Origin of the sequence: Mycobacterium sp. D16Q13, from assembly GCF_002013375.1 — a bacterium.
GTDB lineage: Bacteria > Actinomycetota > Actinomycetes > Mycobacteriales > Mycobacteriaceae > Mycobacterium.
In genome coordinates this window covers 311,588-325,504 of the sequence record NZ_MAEW01000001.1, presented here as the reverse complement: position 1 = coordinate 325,504, position 13,917 = coordinate 311,588, and the positions used below count along the sequence as shown (strand labels likewise).

General features: G+C 64.7%; 17 protein-coding genes. 9 read left to right on the top strand and 8 right to left on the bottom strand.

Features of this window, described 5'->3' with window-relative positions:
- Positions 1–6 precede the first annotated feature (6 nt).
- Positions 7–477 carry an Rv3235 family protein gene (locus tag B4400_RS01620; protein WP_078308725.1) on the bottom strand — a complete coding sequence of 157 codons (471 nt, stop codon included), beginning with the start codon at positions 475–477 and terminating at the stop codon, positions 7–9.
- Positions 478–651: 174 nt separating this feature from the next.
- On the opposite strand from B4400_RS01620, the gene B4400_RS01615 reads away from it, so the two are divergent.
- The 4 genes from B4400_RS01615 to B4400_RS01600 all read left to right on the top strand — a co-directional run bounded on the left by B4400_RS01615 (position 652) and on the right by B4400_RS01600 (position 5,113).
- Positions 652–2,061, top strand: coding sequence for a WS/DGAT/MGAT family O-acyltransferase (locus tag B4400_RS01615; protein ID WP_078308726.1), 1,410 nt, complete (start codon positions 652–654; stop codon positions 2,059–2,061).
- Positions 2,062–2,066: 5 nt separating this feature from the next.
- Positions 2,067–2,567: a DUF6912 family protein gene (locus tag B4400_RS01610; RefSeq protein WP_078296765.1), complete on the top strand. Its 501-nt coding sequence runs from the start codon at positions 2,067–2,069 to the stop codon at positions 2,565–2,567.
- Between the two features lie 102 nt (positions 2,568–2,669).
- Positions 2,670–3,809 carry a ferredoxin reductase gene (locus B4400_RS01605; RefSeq protein WP_078308727.1) on the top strand — a complete coding sequence of 380 codons (1,140 nt, stop codon included), beginning with the start codon at positions 2,670–2,672 and terminating at the stop codon, positions 3,807–3,809.
- Positions 3,810–3,883: 74 nt separating this feature from the next.
- Positions 3,884–5,113, top strand: a complete 1,230-nt coding sequence (locus B4400_RS01600; RefSeq protein WP_078308728.1) for a fatty acid desaturase family protein — start codon at positions 3,884–3,886, stop codon at positions 5,111–5,113.
- Positions 5,114–5,387: 274 nt separating this feature from the next.
- Here the strand turns inward: B4400_RS01600 and rsgA are convergent, their stop codons facing one another.
- Complete coding sequence (gene rsgA, locus B4400_RS01595) at positions 5,388–6,380, bottom strand: ribosome small subunit-dependent GTPase A (RefSeq protein ID WP_078308729.1); 993 nt, start codon at positions 6,378–6,380, stop codon at positions 5,388–5,390.
- Positions 6,377–7,708 (bottom strand): 3-phosphoshikimate 1-carboxyvinyltransferase, encoded by a 1,332-nt coding sequence (gene aroA, locus B4400_RS01590; RefSeq protein ID WP_078308730.1) that lies wholly within the window; start codon positions 7,706–7,708, stop codon positions 6,377–6,379. Before aroA ends, rsgA begins: the two co-directional genes overlap by 4 nt.
- A 58-nt stretch (positions 7,709–7,766) precedes the next feature.
- Between aroA and B4400_RS01585 the strand changes: the two genes are divergently transcribed.
- Positions 7,767–8,537: an SOS response-associated peptidase gene (locus B4400_RS01585; RefSeq protein ID WP_078308731.1), complete on the top strand. Its 771-nt coding sequence runs from the start codon at positions 7,767–7,769 to the stop codon at positions 8,535–8,537.
- Here the strand turns inward: B4400_RS01585 and B4400_RS01580 are convergent.
- Positions 8,524–9,030 carry an aminoacyl-tRNA deacylase gene (locus tag B4400_RS01580; RefSeq protein WP_078308732.1) on the bottom strand — a complete coding sequence of 169 codons (507 nt, stop codon included), beginning with the start codon at positions 9,028–9,030 and terminating at the stop codon, positions 8,524–8,526. The two genes, B4400_RS01585 and B4400_RS01580, sit on opposite strands and share 14 nt — an antisense overlap.
- 149 nt (positions 9,031–9,179) lie before the next feature.
- Here B4400_RS01580 and B4400_RS01575 point away from each other — a divergent pair, with 149 nt between their 5' ends.
- A complete protein-coding gene (locus tag B4400_RS01575) occupies positions 9,180–9,881 on the top strand; it encodes a sigma-70 family RNA polymerase sigma factor (protein ID WP_078292380.1) in 702 nt (233 codons plus the stop codon).
- Complete coding sequence (gene rsrA / locus B4400_RS01570; protein WP_078292310.1) at positions 9,878–10,186, top strand: mycothiol system anti-sigma-R factor; 309 nt, start codon at positions 9,878–9,880, stop codon at positions 10,184–10,186. Before B4400_RS01575 ends, rsrA begins: the two co-directional genes overlap by 4 nt.
- Before the next feature lie 2 nt (positions 10,187–10,188).
- Here rsrA and B4400_RS25120 read toward each other — a convergent pair whose 3' ends face one another.
- Positions 10,189–10,263 (bottom strand): 50S ribosomal protein bL37, encoded by a 75-nt coding sequence (locus B4400_RS25120; RefSeq protein ID WP_085988129.1) that lies wholly within the window; start codon positions 10,261–10,263, stop codon positions 10,189–10,191.
- A 17-nt stretch (positions 10,264–10,280) separates the two neighbouring features.
- The gene (locus tag B4400_RS25005) at positions 10,281–10,472 is read right to left on the bottom strand and encodes a hypothetical protein (protein WP_078308733.1); all 192 of its coding nucleotides are present in this window, start codon (positions 10,470–10,472) and stop codon (positions 10,281–10,283) included.
- Between B4400_RS25005 and B4400_RS01560 the strand changes: the two genes are divergently transcribed.
- Positions 10,455–10,673, top strand: a complete 219-nt coding sequence (locus B4400_RS01560; RefSeq protein WP_005056341.1) for a biotin/lipoyl-binding carrier protein — start codon at positions 10,455–10,457, stop codon at positions 10,671–10,673. The two genes, B4400_RS25005 and B4400_RS01560, sit on opposite strands and share 18 nt — an antisense overlap.
- Before the next feature lie 11 nt (positions 10,674–10,684).
- Positions 10,685–12,175, top strand: a complete 1,491-nt coding sequence (locus tag B4400_RS01555; RefSeq protein ID WP_078308734.1) for a sensor histidine kinase — start codon at positions 10,685–10,687, stop codon at positions 12,173–12,175.
- Between the two features lie 82 nt (positions 12,176–12,257).
- Here the strand turns inward: B4400_RS01555 and B4400_RS01550 are convergent, their stop codons facing one another.
- Together B4400_RS01550 and B4400_RS01545 are read right to left on the bottom strand one after the other, a co-directional pair.
- Positions 12,258–12,512, bottom strand: a complete 255-nt coding sequence (locus B4400_RS01550) for a WhiB family transcriptional regulator (protein ID WP_005056343.1) — start codon at positions 12,510–12,512, stop codon at positions 12,258–12,260.
- A 395-nt stretch (positions 12,513–12,907) separates the two neighbouring features.
- Positions 12,908–13,906, bottom strand: a complete 999-nt coding sequence (locus B4400_RS01545; RefSeq protein ID WP_078308735.1) for a diacylglycerol/lipid kinase family protein — start codon at positions 13,904–13,906, stop codon at positions 12,908–12,910.
- Between the last annotated feature and the right edge of the window lie 11 nt (positions 13,907–13,917).

The following is a 13,917-nucleotide window of genomic DNA, read 5'->3' as shown; positions in this document are numbered from 1 at the left end:
TCGGCGTTAGCCGAGCTGCAACGCGGCCACAAGCCAGTTACCCCGTACGGATTGGATGCGCCCGGCGAACGCCCGGACGCGTCCACCGCGCTCGAACGTTCCGAAGATCTCGGCGGTGTCGTCCGCGCAGCGGCGCACCCGGATCTTGCAAAGCCGGGCCGCGGCGGTGGTGGGGGTGCGCGAGGAACGTGCCATGACCGCGCTTAGGGGCCCGTCGGCCAACAGCGGGCGCAGCTGGATTATCGGCCGGCGCCGATCCATGACCTCCAGGATCCGGCGCATTGCGGCATCCGCGAACGCAACCGCCTCAGGCGGCGGAGATTGTTCGCGCAGATGTGCCTGGCGCTCGATGCCCGCTGGCCGAGTCCGCGATTGGCGCAACCTTGCCGGACGTGGTGATTGACAGGCCTGCGGCAGGCTGGCCAGCACCGGCGCCGGTTCGTAATCGGCCACCCGGGTGACATAGCGATGAGACATTTCCCCTCCAGTGAATGAGCCCCCTCATTCGCTCTGCTGGAGAGGCGCAGAACGTTGCCGATCATGATCGCACAGCCGGTGCCGAGGGCGCCAGGGTACGGTTGGCGGGACGTTCGGGACAGCGGCGCCGCTGGGTACAAGTGGCGAGATTCTTAGGGGAAGGCGGCGCGGATCGTGGTCAGCAGGTTGTCCGCGCTTGACGCATCGTTCTTCTCCAGCGAGGACAGCTCAACCCCGATGCACGTCGGTTCGTTGGCGATCATCCGCAAGCCCCGCGGTGGCTTCACGTACGACGAGCTTCTCGCGTTGGTGGAGAGCCGGCTCCCGCAGGTTCCACGCTATCGGCAACGGGTCAAGGAGATCGGGTTCGGACTGGCCCGGCCGGTCTGGCTGGACGATGTCGATTTCGATATCACCTACCATATTCGGCGTTCGGCGTTGCCCTCCCCAGGTAGTGACGGTCAGCTGCAAGATCTGGTGGCACGCTTGACATCTCGTCCGCTGGATCGGTCACGGCCGCTGTGGGAGATGTACCTGGTTGAGGGGCTGTCCAAGAACCGGCTGGCCATCTACACCAAGACGCATCAGGCTCTGGTGGACGGCCAATCCGCGCTCGAACTCGGACAGGTTCTGTTTGACCGGACAGCCCGCACCCCGGACTTCGGCGAGGATATCTGGGTTCCGGAGCATGAACCGAGCTCTAGTGAGCTGGTCGCCGGTGCGGTCTCGGAGTGGTTGGCGCGCCCCGGTGCCCGCCTGGAGGCGGTACGCAGCGCGGTCGCCGACGCCGCGTCGCTGACGGGCGAGATCGGCGAGTTGGGTGAGCGCATGGCCAAGGTGGTGCGCACAGCCGCCCGTGGTGCCGCCCCGCGCGGGCCACTCAACCAACGCGTTTCGCGCAGTAGGCGATTCAGCGTGGTGACCACCAAGCTGGCTGATTATCGGCGGGTGCGTGCCAAATACGATTGCGATGTCAATGATGTGGTGTTGGCGGTAATCGCTGGGGCGCTGCGTAATTGGCTGATGAGCAGGGGAGAGCCGGTCACCACTACCTCGATGATTCGGGCGATGGTGCCGATGTCGGTGTACCGGGATGGTGACCTGGATGTTCTCGCCGAGGGCGCCGCCACTACCGAGGTGTCGCCGTTTCTCGTCGACCTTCCGGTGGGTGAGGGCAACACCGTGGTGCGGTTGTCGCAGATCGCGCACGCCACCGAATCACATTCAGCGGCATTCAGTTTGGTGGACGTGCCGAACATGGCGGCGCTCTCCGGATTCGTCCCGCCGACCCTTCACGCGTTGGCGGCCCGCGTCGCGACCACACTGCCGAATCGGCTGTTCAATCTGTTGGTTACGAATGTGCCTGGGCCGCAGGCCCCGATGTACATCGGCGGTGCGCGCTTGGCAGAGATTTACCCGGTGCCTCCGCTGCTGCGTAATCAGGTGTTGTCCATTGGGCTGACTTCCTACAACGGCGTCGTGTATTACGGAATCAACGCTGATCGTGATGCGATGCCGGATGCGGACATGCTTCCGGTGCTGATCACCGAGGCGCTCGACGAGTTGTTGGAGGCGGCGCAGTAATGCCCATGCAGGTCTACATACCGGTGACGCTAGCGATGCTGCGCGAATTGGTGGCCGACGGCGAATTGTGGCCGGTGAACGGCACCGCTTTCGCGGTGACCCCGGCGCTGCGCGAGGCCTATTCTGCGGGCGACGAGGATGAGCTGTCCGAGGTGGCCATGCGTGAGGCGGCGCTGGCCTCGCTGCGGCTGCTGGCCAACCACGACGGCGACGACGAGTTACCGGCCCGACGGGCGGTGCTGGTCGCGACCGCCGACGATGCCAAGCTGCGCCCGGATCTGGATGATGCCGTGGTGCGGTTGGCCGCCGCTGTGCCGATATCCGCGGTGGTGGCCGCGCACGTCGATCTGGCGCAGGCTGAATCGGATGTGGTGCGTGCGGCCGAGGTGATCGACGCCGCGGACCTGGGCGACGAGGATGCCGAGTTGGTCGTCGGGGATGCGCAAGACCACGATCTGGCCTGGTACGCCACCCAAGAACTGCCGTTCCTGCTCGACCTGCTGTAGGCGCCATGACCTGGCCGATTGGCCTGTTCCCGACCGGTAACCTACGGTAGCGTAGGTTACGCCTCGCTGGGCATCTCCTTCGTCAATGGAAGGTCATCGGCTGTGAAACTGGCTTCCTGGCTCGACGCATCGGCCCCGGGTGGGCCCAAGTCACGCCACGCCGCGGTAAACGTCTTGCGTGGCTTGGCTTCTCGCATTACCACGCCACTGCTGCCGGATGACTATCTGAGCCTGGCCAACCCGCTGTGGTCTGCCCGCGAGTTGCGGGGCCGCGTGGTGAGCGTGCACAAGGAAACAAGTGACTCCGCGACCCTGGAGATCAAGCCGGGCTGGGGCTTCCACTTCGACTATCACCCCGGCCAGTACGTCGGCATCGGCGTACTCATCGACGGCCGTTGGCGCTGGCGGTCGTACTCGCTGACATCGGCGCCGGTGCACGCCGGTGGTTCGGGACGCACCATCACCATCACCGTCAAGGCGATGCCCGAAGGCTTCCTCTCCACGCACCTGGTCAACGGCCTGGAGCCGGGGACGATCGTCCGGCTGGCGGCCCCCCAGGGCAATTTCGTGCTGGACGACCCCGCGCCACCCGCGATCTTGTTCCTCACCGCGGGCAGTGGCATCACCCCGGTGATGTCGATGTTGCGGACGTTGGTGCGGCGTTCGGCCGCGGCGGACCTGCCGCTGCCCGATGTGGTGCACCTGCACTCGGCACCGACAGAGAGTGACGTGATGTTCGCCGGGGAGCTCGCGGCGCTCTCCGATGCGCACCCGTCCTACCGGTACCGGCTGCGGACGACGAAGACTCAGGGGCGTGTGGATCTCTCATCGCTGGCCTCCGAGGTGCCCGACTGGGCGCAACGCCAGACGTGGGCATGTGGCCCGGAAGGCATGCTCGATGACGCGCAGCGGGTATGGGCCGATGCGGATATCGGCGAGCTGCTGCATTTGGAGAGATTCGCGGTGTCGCGGGCCGCGCCACACGGGCAGGGCGGTCTGGTCACCTTCGCCCGTAGCGGTAAGCAGCGCGCGGCCGACGCTGCGACCTCGCTGATGGAGGCGGGGGAGGAGGCCGGCGTGCAGATGCCCTTCGGGTGCCGGATGGGGATCTGCCAGACCTGTGTGGTGCCGCTGCTGGAAGGGCATGCACGAGACCTGCGCAATGGCGCCGAGCATGAGCCGGGATCGCGGATTCAAACCTGTGTTTCCGCAGCGTCGGGGGATTGCGTACTCGACGTGTGAGGTTAACGGCCTAGTAACCTACGGTGCCGTAGGTTACGCTATCGTAGGCACGAACCGGCGAAGGGAGCTGACCGATGGCGATTTCGGATATCCAGGAATTCGCACACCTCACCGAGGCTGATGTTGAGGCACTCGGACACGAGCTGGACGCGATCCGTCAGGATGTCGAGGAATCGCTCGGAGCTGCCGACCGCCGCTATATCCGTCGCACCATCGCCGCACAGCGGACCCTGGAACTGGGCGGGCGCGTGCTGCTGGCGGCGAGCACAAAGCGGTCCGCCTGGTGGGCGGGAGCGGTGACGCTCGGCGTGGCCAAGATCGTCGAGAACATGGAGATCGGTCACAACGTCATGCACGGCCAGTGGGACTGGATGAACGATCCCGAAATCCATTCCTCCAGCTGGGAGTGGGACATGGTGGATCCGTCCTCGCACTGGAAGCAGACCCACAACTACATCCACCACAAGTACACCAATGTCCTTGGTATGGACGACGACGTGGGCTACGGCCTGCTGCGCATCACCCGCGACAAGAAGTGGTCGCCGTTCAACCTGGGCAACCTTGCGTACAACACGTTGTTGATGCTGCTCTTCGAATGGGGTGTTGGTGCACAGCATTTGGAGCTGGGCAAAGTGGCGCAGGGACGCGCCGACAAGGAAGAGTTCGCGGCCAAACGTGAAGAGGTGCTGGCCAAGATAGGCAAGCAGGTGGCCAAGGATTATGTCCTGTACCCCGCGGCCAGCGCGCTCTCACCGTCGGGCAGTTTCCGTAAAACCGTCACAGCCAACGCGCTGGCCAACGTGATCCGGAACATCTGGTCCAACGCCGTCATCTTCTGCGGACATTTCCCGGATGGTGCCGAGAAGTTCACCAAGCAAGATCTGGCGAACGAGACGCAGGGGCAGTGGTATCTGCGACAGATGTTGGGAAGCGCCAACTTTGACGCCGGCCCGGCGATGGCCTTCATGAGCGGTAACCTGTGCCATCAGATTGAGCATCACCTGTTCCCGGATCTGCCGAGTAACCGGTTGGCTGCGGTGTCGGTGCGGGTGCGTGAGCTGTGCGACAAGTACGACCTGCCGTACACCTCCGGCCCGTTCCTGGTGCAGTACGCCAAGACGTGGCGGACCATCGCCAAGCTATCGCTGCCGGACAAGTACCTGAAGTACACCGCAGACAATGCGCCGGAAACGCGCAGCGTCAAGATGTTCGACGAGCTCGAGCCGCGTGAGCGGCGCGGACTGAAGTCGGCATTCGCCGCGGTACGCGAACGCAGAAGGTCGCGTCGCAGCGCCAAGGTCTGACGAGAAAACCTAAAAGCCCCCGACGCGCGAGCGTCGGGGGCTTTTAGGTTAGATAGCGGCTGGGAACTATCCCAGGCCGGACACGGAGAGCCACATGGTGGCCCAGGCGGCGACGCCACAGGCGAAAATGGCTGTCACGTTGGCGATTCTACGGACGTAACTCGTCATCTGTTAACCCCTGACCCTCATTGGCTGTTTCCTTCGCAGCCACTGATGGAAACGCTAATCGGCGTGTGCTGTTCGCGCGATCCGAGAAGGCCTTCGCAACCAAGAGTTAGGCCGTTGTTAACACGGAAAGCAGTTGGCGCACGGCAATCACCCGTTTGGCGGACGCTCCGGTGAGCTCGTCCAGGGCGCACTCGGGATCCGCGGGTGGGCCAAGGTGCTGGCAGCCGCGCGGACAGTCCTCGATGGCCTCGGACAGGTCGCTGAACGCCGCCAGTACGTCGGCGGGCTTGATGTGGGCCAGGCCGAATGACCTGATGCCCGGGGTGTCGATGACCCAGCCCGACGGGTGGAGCGGGAGCGCTATCGATTGGGTCGAGGTATGGCGCCCCTTGCCGACTCCGGTCACCTCACCTGTTGCCCGGTGAGCCTCGGGGACAAGGCGGTTCACCAAGGTGGACTTGCCCACCCCGGAGTGGCCGAGCAGCGCGGTGAGGCGGCCGGACAGTGTGTCCATGATGGGTTCTAGCGGCGCATCGCGCCCCGCCTTGATGACCTGCAGGTCGAGATCGGCGAACTGCGCGGCGAACGCCTCAGGATCTGCGAGATCGGTTTTGGTGAGTGCCAGGATTGGGGTGAGGCCTCCTGCATAGGCGGCGATGAGCGTGCGCTCCACCAAGCCGGTGCGTGGTGGGGGATCGGCGACCGCCACCACGATCAGCAACTGGTCAGCGTTGGCCACAAAGATCCGCTCGAAGGGGTCGGTGTCATCGGCGGTGCGGCGCAACACTGTTCGGCGATCCTCCAGCCGCACGATGCGGGCCAGTGCGTCCGGGCGCCCGGACAGATCGCCAACCAGACTCACGGTGTCGCCCACCACAATCGGGGTACGGCCAAGTTCTCGTGCCCGCATCGCGGTGACTTGACGGCTGGGGTCCGGTGCCGAACCATCCTGCAACACACAGCCCCAGCGGCCGCGGTCCACGGTGATGACCATCGCGGGCACCGCGTCCGCATGCTCGGGACGATTCTTGGTGCGAGGCCGCGAGCGTCGGCCCGGCCTGATGCGGGCGTCGGACTCGTCGTACTCGCGTGGACTCAAGAGGCGCGACCGTCCGGTGCCGATGAGCCGCTTGCGCGAAGAGCTCCAGATTGGGCGAGCATGTCGGCCCACATTCCGGGGAAGTCAGGCAGCGTCTTACTGGTGGTGGCGATGTCGTCGACGGACACTCCCGGCACCTTCAGGCCGACAAGAGCTCCGGCCGTGGCCATCCGGTGATCCGCATACGAGCCCCAGACCCCGCCGTGCAGGTCGGTGGCGACTATCCGCAGCCCGTCCTCAGTCTCCTCGCACCGCCCACCGAGGGTGTTGATTTCGTGGGCGAGCGCCTTGAGCCGATCGGTTTCGTGCCCTCGCAGATGGGCGACTCCGCGCAATGTGGAGACGCTCCCGGGCTCCGCCAGCGCGGCCAGTGCTGCCACCGTCGGAGTCAGCTCACCGACCTCTCCAAGGTTCAGATCGACACCGCCATAACCGGTCTGGCCGGTGACTTCCAGATGCGAATCCGTCAGCGAGACGTTGTGCGCGAACCGGCGCACCGCGTCCTCGATCTGGTGTGCGGGCTGCGTGGATTTTCGTGGCCAGCCGAGTATGCGCACGGTGCCCCCGGTGGCCAGTGCCGGCGCGATGAAAGCCAGCGCGTTCGACAAGTCCGGCTCGATCGTCCAGTGGTGCGCGGGAATTGGTTGCGGATCGATATGCCAGCGGCCGGGGGTTGAATCGTCCACCGCGATGCCCGCCTCACGCAACATCGTGACCGTCATGACCACGTGCGGCCCCGAGGGCAGCACGTCCGCGGTGTTCACCGCCGTCAGGCCCTCGGTGAATGCGGCACCGGAAAGGAGAAGGCCGGAAACGAATTGGGACGATCCCGAGGCGTCGACGCCGACTTCGCCGCCGCGCACCTGCCCAGTGCCGGCCACTGTGAACGGCAGGTGCTGCCCGTCGATGCCGACCCCGATCGCACGCAGTGCGTCTAACAGGGGAGCGATAGGTCGGGCACGCGCCTGGTCGTCACCGTCGAAGATGGTGGGGGCGTGGCGAAGTGCGGCCACCGGTGGCAGGAACCGAAGGACGGTTCCGGCAAGCCCGCAGTCGACCGTCGAGCTGTCACCGTCGCCGGATCCGGGGGAGATCGTCAGGTCGGTGCCGTCACCCGCGATGTCGCACCCCAGCGCGCGTAACGCTCCGATCATGAGATCGGTATCACGGCTGCGCAATGCGCCGGACACCGTTGAGGTGGCGCCTTCACGTGCGGCCAGCGCGGCGAGGACGAACGCCCGATTGGTCTGGGATTTCGAGCCGGGCATGGTGATGGTCGCGTTGACGGAACCGTCGATCGTTGGTGCCTGCCAGAGTCCGCTTGTCACCGCCCTATTGTCCCGGACGCATACCTGCGGTGTCGGCCCCGGGTGGCACGATGGCGATATGTGCGGACGGTACGCGGTGACGATCGACCCGGCGCTGCTGGCGGTCGAGATCGACGCGGTGGACGAGATAGGCACAGTGAGTCAGCAGACCGGACCGCAGCAGCTTCCCGCCATCCCGAACTACAACGTTGCGCCGACTGACCCGGTGCTCACGGTGGTGGCACGACATCGTGAACCCGGCGACGTTCCCACCCGTCGCGTCCGCGCCATGCGCTGGGGTTTGGTGCCCACGTGGGCCAAGGCGCGCGAAGACGGCCGGCCGCAGGCCAAGGGCGCGCCGCTGATCAATGCCCGCGCGGAAAGTCTCACCACGGCCGCAACGTTCCGTGCCGCCGCACAGTCCAAGCGGTGTCTGGTTCCGATGGACGGCTGGTACGAGTGGCGTAAGCAGGAAGGCGCCAAGACGGCCTTCTATATGAATCCCGGCGACGGCAAGAGATTGTTCGCTGCGGGATTGTGGTCGGTGTGGAAGCCCACCAAGGATGCGGCACCCCTGCTGAGCTGCACGATCGTCACTACCGATGCTGTCGGCCCGCTGCTGGAGATTCACGACCGGATGCCGTTGATGCTGGGTGCCGAATCGTGGGACCGGTGGCTGGACCCGGACCAGGATCTGGATCAGCGCCTGTTGCAGCCGGCGGGCCAGGTGGCCGACATCGAAACGCGGCAGGTCTCATCGCTGGTGAACAGTGTCGCGAACAACGGTCCGGAGCTGCTCGTACCGGATGACGGCGCCCAGGCCGTGGGGGAGCAGATCACCCTGCTGTGACGGACGCCGTAACAGCGTTGGTGAGCCGGACCAGATCGCCGGGTGCCAGTGCCATCTGCAATCCGCGCTTTCCTGCGCTGCACAGGATGCGATCCCACGTGAGGGCCGATGAATCGATCACGGTGGGCAATGGTCTTCGTTGTCCGAGCGGAGAGATCCCCCCGACCACGTAGCCGGAACTGCGTTCGGCCGCCGCGGGATCGGCCATGGTGGCCTTCCCGCGACCGAGAGCCGCCGCTGCGGCCTTGAGTGAGAGGCTCGCGGGTACCGGGATGACCGCGACCGCCAGATCCGCTCCGCGGTCTAGCGCGATCAGCAGTGTCTTGAAGATCTGCCCGGGAACCAACCCGGAGCCCGCCAGCGCGCGCACCGCCTCATCGCCGAACGCGCTCTCGCCGGGACGGTGTTCATACGGCAACAGTTGATAGTCGACCCCTGCCGCGATCAACGCGGCGACGGCCGGAGTGGCAGCTTTGACGGCCTTGGAACCCACGATCTGGACAGTAGTGCCCCGGGTCCAGTGAATTTTGAGTTGACAGTCGAGATACTTTGGGAAATACCCCGGCATGAGTCGGTGTTGAGCAGTGTGTCCGCATCGAGCGGACTATGGTCCTCAACACGGAAGGGGTATTGCAGGTGACAATGGCGTGCCTCGAACGTCCGATGTCGGTGCCGATCCGTATGGTCGGTGTCGCTACCGAAAGGACCGCCGTGACAGACACCGCAGATCCCTCCAATCAGGCGATTCACGTCGAGACGGAGGCTGAGCGGGCCGCACGCTTCGAGCGTGACGCGTTACCGCTGCTGGATCAGCTCTATGGTGCTGCGCTGCGGATGACCAGAAATCCCGCGGACGCGGAGGACCTGGTGCAGGAGACGATGGTCAAGGCGTATGGCGGGTTCGGGACCTTCAAAGAGGGCACCAACCTCAAGGCCTGGCTGTACCGGATTCTCACCAATACCTACATCAATATCTATCGCAAGAAGCAGCGTCAGCCCGCGGAGTATCCGACCGAGGAGATCACCGACTGGCAGCTGGCCGCGAATGCCGAGCACACCTCGACGGGGCTGCGTTCGGCGGAGATCGAAGCGCTCGACGTGCTGCCTGACGACGAAATCAAAGAAGCGTTGAATAAGCTGCCGGAAGAATTCCGGATGGCCGTGTACTACGCGGACGTCGAAGGCTTCCCCTACAAGGAGATCGCCGAGATCATGGACACCCCGATCGGCACGGTCATGTCGCGGTTGCACCGCGGCCGTCGCCAGCTGCGCGAATTGCTGGCCGAAGTGGCCAAGGAGCGTGGCTTCCTGCGCAACAATGAGTTGGCGGAGGGCCGGGCATGACCGACGGTGAACTGAAGAACAGTGTCGACAAAGGTGGCAACTGCGAGGTATCCGGTTGCGCCGAGGTGATCGCGGAGGTGTGGACCCTCCTCGACGGTGAATGCAGCGCGGAAAGCAGCGCGCGGCTGCGGCATCATCTCGAAGAATGCCCGGGCTGCCTGCAGCATTACGGCATTGAAGAGCAGATCAAAACACTCGTAGCCCGCAAGTGCGGTGGAGAAAAGGCACCTGACGGGCTACGTGAGCGTCTTAAGTTGAAGATCACTCAGACCACTGTCATCGAACAGCGGGCTGAGAACTCCTAGCGCTAGCTGTTGGGACGCTTGCCGTGGTTGGCGGCGTTGTGCTTACGGCTGCGCTTCTTGCGACCACGCTTGGCCATGGGAATCTCCTTACCGATCAAATGGGTTCCGGGTGTGAGCCCGGCTGACAGGCCAGCAGCGCATAATGCGCGCCGGTGTGTGTACCCAGTCTCTCATGCCGGTAAGGGTGGTTGAACGCGTGGATCCCGTACGTGTGGTTCGATACTGAGTACCAGTAACCGGATGTTGACGAGAGCGAGGTGGCGCGCAGGTGGCCGAGGAAGTACACGCCGAGATCGTGGCCAGCGTGCTGGAAGTACTCGTCAAGAAGGGCGACGCGATCGCTGAAGGCGACACCATTGTCCTGCTGGAATCCATGAAGATGGAGATCCCGGTGCTCGCCGAGGTGGCGGGAACGATCGGTGACGTCAGTGTTTCGGTGGGCGACGTGATCCAGGCCGGCGACTTGATCGCCGTCATCGACGACTAGATCGCCACCAGATGTCCACTCTCGGTGACCTGCTTGCCGAGCACACCATGCTGCCGGGTGAAGCGGTCGATCACCTGCACGCCGTGGTCGCCGAATGGCAGCTGCTGGCAGACCTCTCCTTCGCCGATTACCTGATGTGGGTGCACCGCGACGACGACGCTTTTGTCTGCGTCGCCCAGTGCCGACCCAACACCGCGCCGACCATCATCGACAGCGATGCCGTAGGCACCGTCGCCAAGACTTCAGACGTGCCGTTGGTGGAAGCGGCCTTCACCTCGGGTTCCATCGAGCGTGAAAGTGACTCGGACCTGACCGAGCACGCCTCTGAGCTCAACGTAGAGGCGGTCCCGGTGCGCTGTGGGGACCGGACGGTGGCGGTGCTGACCCACCAGACCGCGTTGGCCTCCCGGCTCAAGAAGGGCGTACTGGAACGCGCGTATCTGGAGTGTGCGGGCGATCTGCTGCTGATGCTCACCGAGGGAACGTTCCCGAACGTGGCCGACCAGGCGATGTCGCGCTCCAGCCCCCGGGTGGGGGACGGGTTCATCAGACTCGACGTCTCCGGCGAGGTCCGATACGCCAGCCCCAACGCGTTATCGGCGTACCACCGCATGGGTTTGGCCAGCGATCTGCAAGGGCATGACCTCATGGAGGTCACCAAGCCGCTGATCTCGGATCCGTTCGAGGGCCAGGAGCTGGCAGCGCACATCCGTGACGTGCTGGCCGGCGGCCCGAGTATGCGTATGGAGGTTGACGCACGCGGTGCCGCGGTGCTCATCCGCACCCTGCCGCTCATTGTGCGCGACGCATCGGTGGGGGCGCTGCTGCTGACCCGTGACGTGACGGAGGTCAAGCGCCGCGATCGGGCGCTGCTGTCCAAGGACGCGACCATCCGCGAGATCCACCACCGGGTGAAGAACAACTTGCAGACCGTGGCCGCGCTGCTGCGTCTGCAAGCCCGGCGCACCCAGAACGAGGAAGCCCGCGAAGCGCTTTTCGAATCGGTCCGACGGGTGTCGTCGATCGCGCTGGTCCACGATGCGTTGTCCATGTCGGTGGACGAGGAGGTCAACCTCGACGAGGTGATCGACCGGATCATGCCGATCATGACCGATGTGGCGACCGTCGACACCAAGGTGCGTGTCTCCCGCGAGGGCGCGCTGGGAGTGCTTGACTCCGACCGCGCGACACCGTTGATCATGGTGATCACCGAGCTGGTCCAGAACGCCATTGAGCACGCATTCGAGGAGGGTGCTCAGGGGCAGGTGATCATCAGGGCTGAGCGGTCGGCACGCTGGCTCGATGTCGTCGTGCATGACGACGGGCGGGGATTGCCCGACGGATTCAGCGTGGAGACATCGGATCGGCTGGGTTTGCAGATCGTCAGGACGCTGGTGTCGGCGGAGATTGATGGCTCGCTGGATATGCGCAGCGACCCGGAGGGTGGAACGAACGCGGTGCTTCGGGTGCCGTTGGGCCGGCGTGCTCGCTTGATGGCCTGAAAGTCTCTGCGCGGCACACGATCCGGCTTAGAGCAGCAAAGAACCCGGCACCAAATTGTGCCGGGTTCTGATTGCTGCGACGTTAGACGGCGCTGCGGGCGCGAGCGCGGGCGTTGCGACGCTTGAGGGCACGGCGCTCATCTTCGCTGAGGCCACCCCACACACCTGCGTCCTGGCCCGACTCCAGCGCCCAGGTAAGGCACTCGGTCGTCACCGGACAGCGGTTACAGACGAGCTTTGCGTCAGCGATCTGGGCAAGGGCCGGTCCGCTGTTCCCTACCGGGAAGAACAGTTCGGGATCCTCGTCGCGACAGACCGCCTTGTGGCGCCAATCCATAGTTGTGCACTCCTTTTTCATCGCGCGCGCGACAAGCGCACGAGATCAATGTTTTTCGGCTGTTAACGCGTGCGTACCAAATGTTTCTGCACTGTTGCTTCCGATCGTTTCACAAGCTCAGCAGAAGTCAATAGCGTGAGTTAACACGTGGTCAATCTCACTCGGGGGTGGTGTCTGCGGACTCCACAATCGTTTGTACTACACTAAACCGATCTGCGCCTTGAATCTGGCGAGATTCCCCCATTTTCCCAGGTGAACTGGTGCTACTGGTGAGTAACGTCACGAGCCTTTGAAGCGCGACTACGTGAAGTAGTACATCCCTTACGGCCCGGATGTGACGTGCACCGCGTTGCGCCTGTGAAACGGCTGTGTCTGGAAGGGGCTGTCGCTCAACACTATTGCGCGTCGGGTGAGGCTCGGAAAGACGCGTTGGAGGGTTTTGCCGGCGCGACCACGTCGAGAACGTCGGGTTCCGCGGTGAAGGTCAGGTCACTGCGCATTCCGAGGAAATCGCCGTCGACCTGCGTGGCGATCGGTGCTGACGCGCGTATCCGCACCCACGGAACGTCGTCTTCCCGCAGCAGGTGATTGGCTGCGGGGCGATCCGGGCGCGGCGCGCCCACCATGTGGCGGACCAGACGAAGATTCGCCGTCACGTTCATGCTCTTCGACGCGAACACCCCCAGGCCACTCTCGAAACCGGTGCCGGGATTTGTCCAGATGGCGCGTTCGTTGGCGTACGTCCACGGATTGGAATTGCTGATAAACGCGAAATGGATGCCCGCCTGCGGCTCGTGGCCGGGCAGCTCGACGGTGAGGGTCGGCTGGCGCCGGGCGGCACGGAAGAAGCTCAGCACCGCACGGGTGACATAACGCCCCGCCGTGACCTGCTTGCCCTTGTTGCGATGAGCCTCCATCGCGGCAACCACCTCGCCATCCAGGCCCATGCCCGCGTTGAAGATGAACCAGCGCTCGCCGCAGTGTCCAAGACCGATGCGGCGCCATCGTCGCTGGTCACGACGATGTTCGTCCAGTAGATCGACGACCTGGTTGGTGGCCTGAACAGGGTCGGCTGATATGCCCAGCGTCCGGGCGAACACATTGGCCGAACCGCCCGGAACCACGGCGATGGCGGGCAACGGACCCGGCGCCGGGTGTCCCGGCTGACCGAGCAGCCCGTTCACCACCTCGCTGACCGTGCCGTCGCCGCCGTGTACGACGATGACCGCCGCCCCGTCGTCGGCCGCGCGGCGGGCCAGCTCACTGGCGTGTCCGCGGTGGTCGGTGTGCAGAACCTCCAGGTGCACGCGGCTTTCGAGCGCGTGCGCCAGCAAGTCACGCCCGGCCGCTGTTGTCGAGGTGGCATTGGGATTCACGATGAGGACCGCACGCACGGGGCATGAGC

Bases quoted from the DNA above. Each gene is read 5' to 3' on its own strand.
- B4400_RS01620 (WP_078308725.1), bottom strand. From the start codon at position 477: ATGTCTCATCGCTATGTCACCCGGGTGGCCGATTACGAACCGGCGCCG.
- B4400_RS01610 (WP_078296765.1), top strand. From the start codon at position 2,067: ATGCAGGTCTACATACCGGTGACGCTAGCGATGCTGCGCGAATTGGTG.
- B4400_RS01600 (WP_078308728.1), top strand. From the start codon at position 3,884: ATGGCGATTTCGGATATCCAGGAATTCGCACACCTCACCGAGGCTGAT.
- B4400_RS01585 (WP_078308731.1), top strand. From the start codon at position 7,767: ATGTGCGGACGGTACGCGGTGACGATCGACCCGGCGCTGCTGGCGGTC.
- B4400_RS01575 (WP_078292380.1), top strand. From the start codon at position 9,180: ATGGCGTGCCTCGAACGTCCGATGTCGGTGCCGATCCGTATGGTCGGT.
- rsrA (WP_078292310.1), top strand. From the start codon at position 9,878: ATGACCGACGGTGAACTGAAGAACAGTGTCGACAAAGGTGGCAACTGC.
- B4400_RS01555 (WP_078308734.1), top strand. From the start codon at position 10,685: ATGTCCACTCTCGGTGACCTGCTTGCCGAGCACACCATGCTGCCGGGT.
- B4400_RS01550 (WP_005056343.1), bottom strand. From the start codon at position 12,512: ATGGATTGGCGCCACAAGGCGGTCTGTCGCGACGAGGATCCCGAACTG.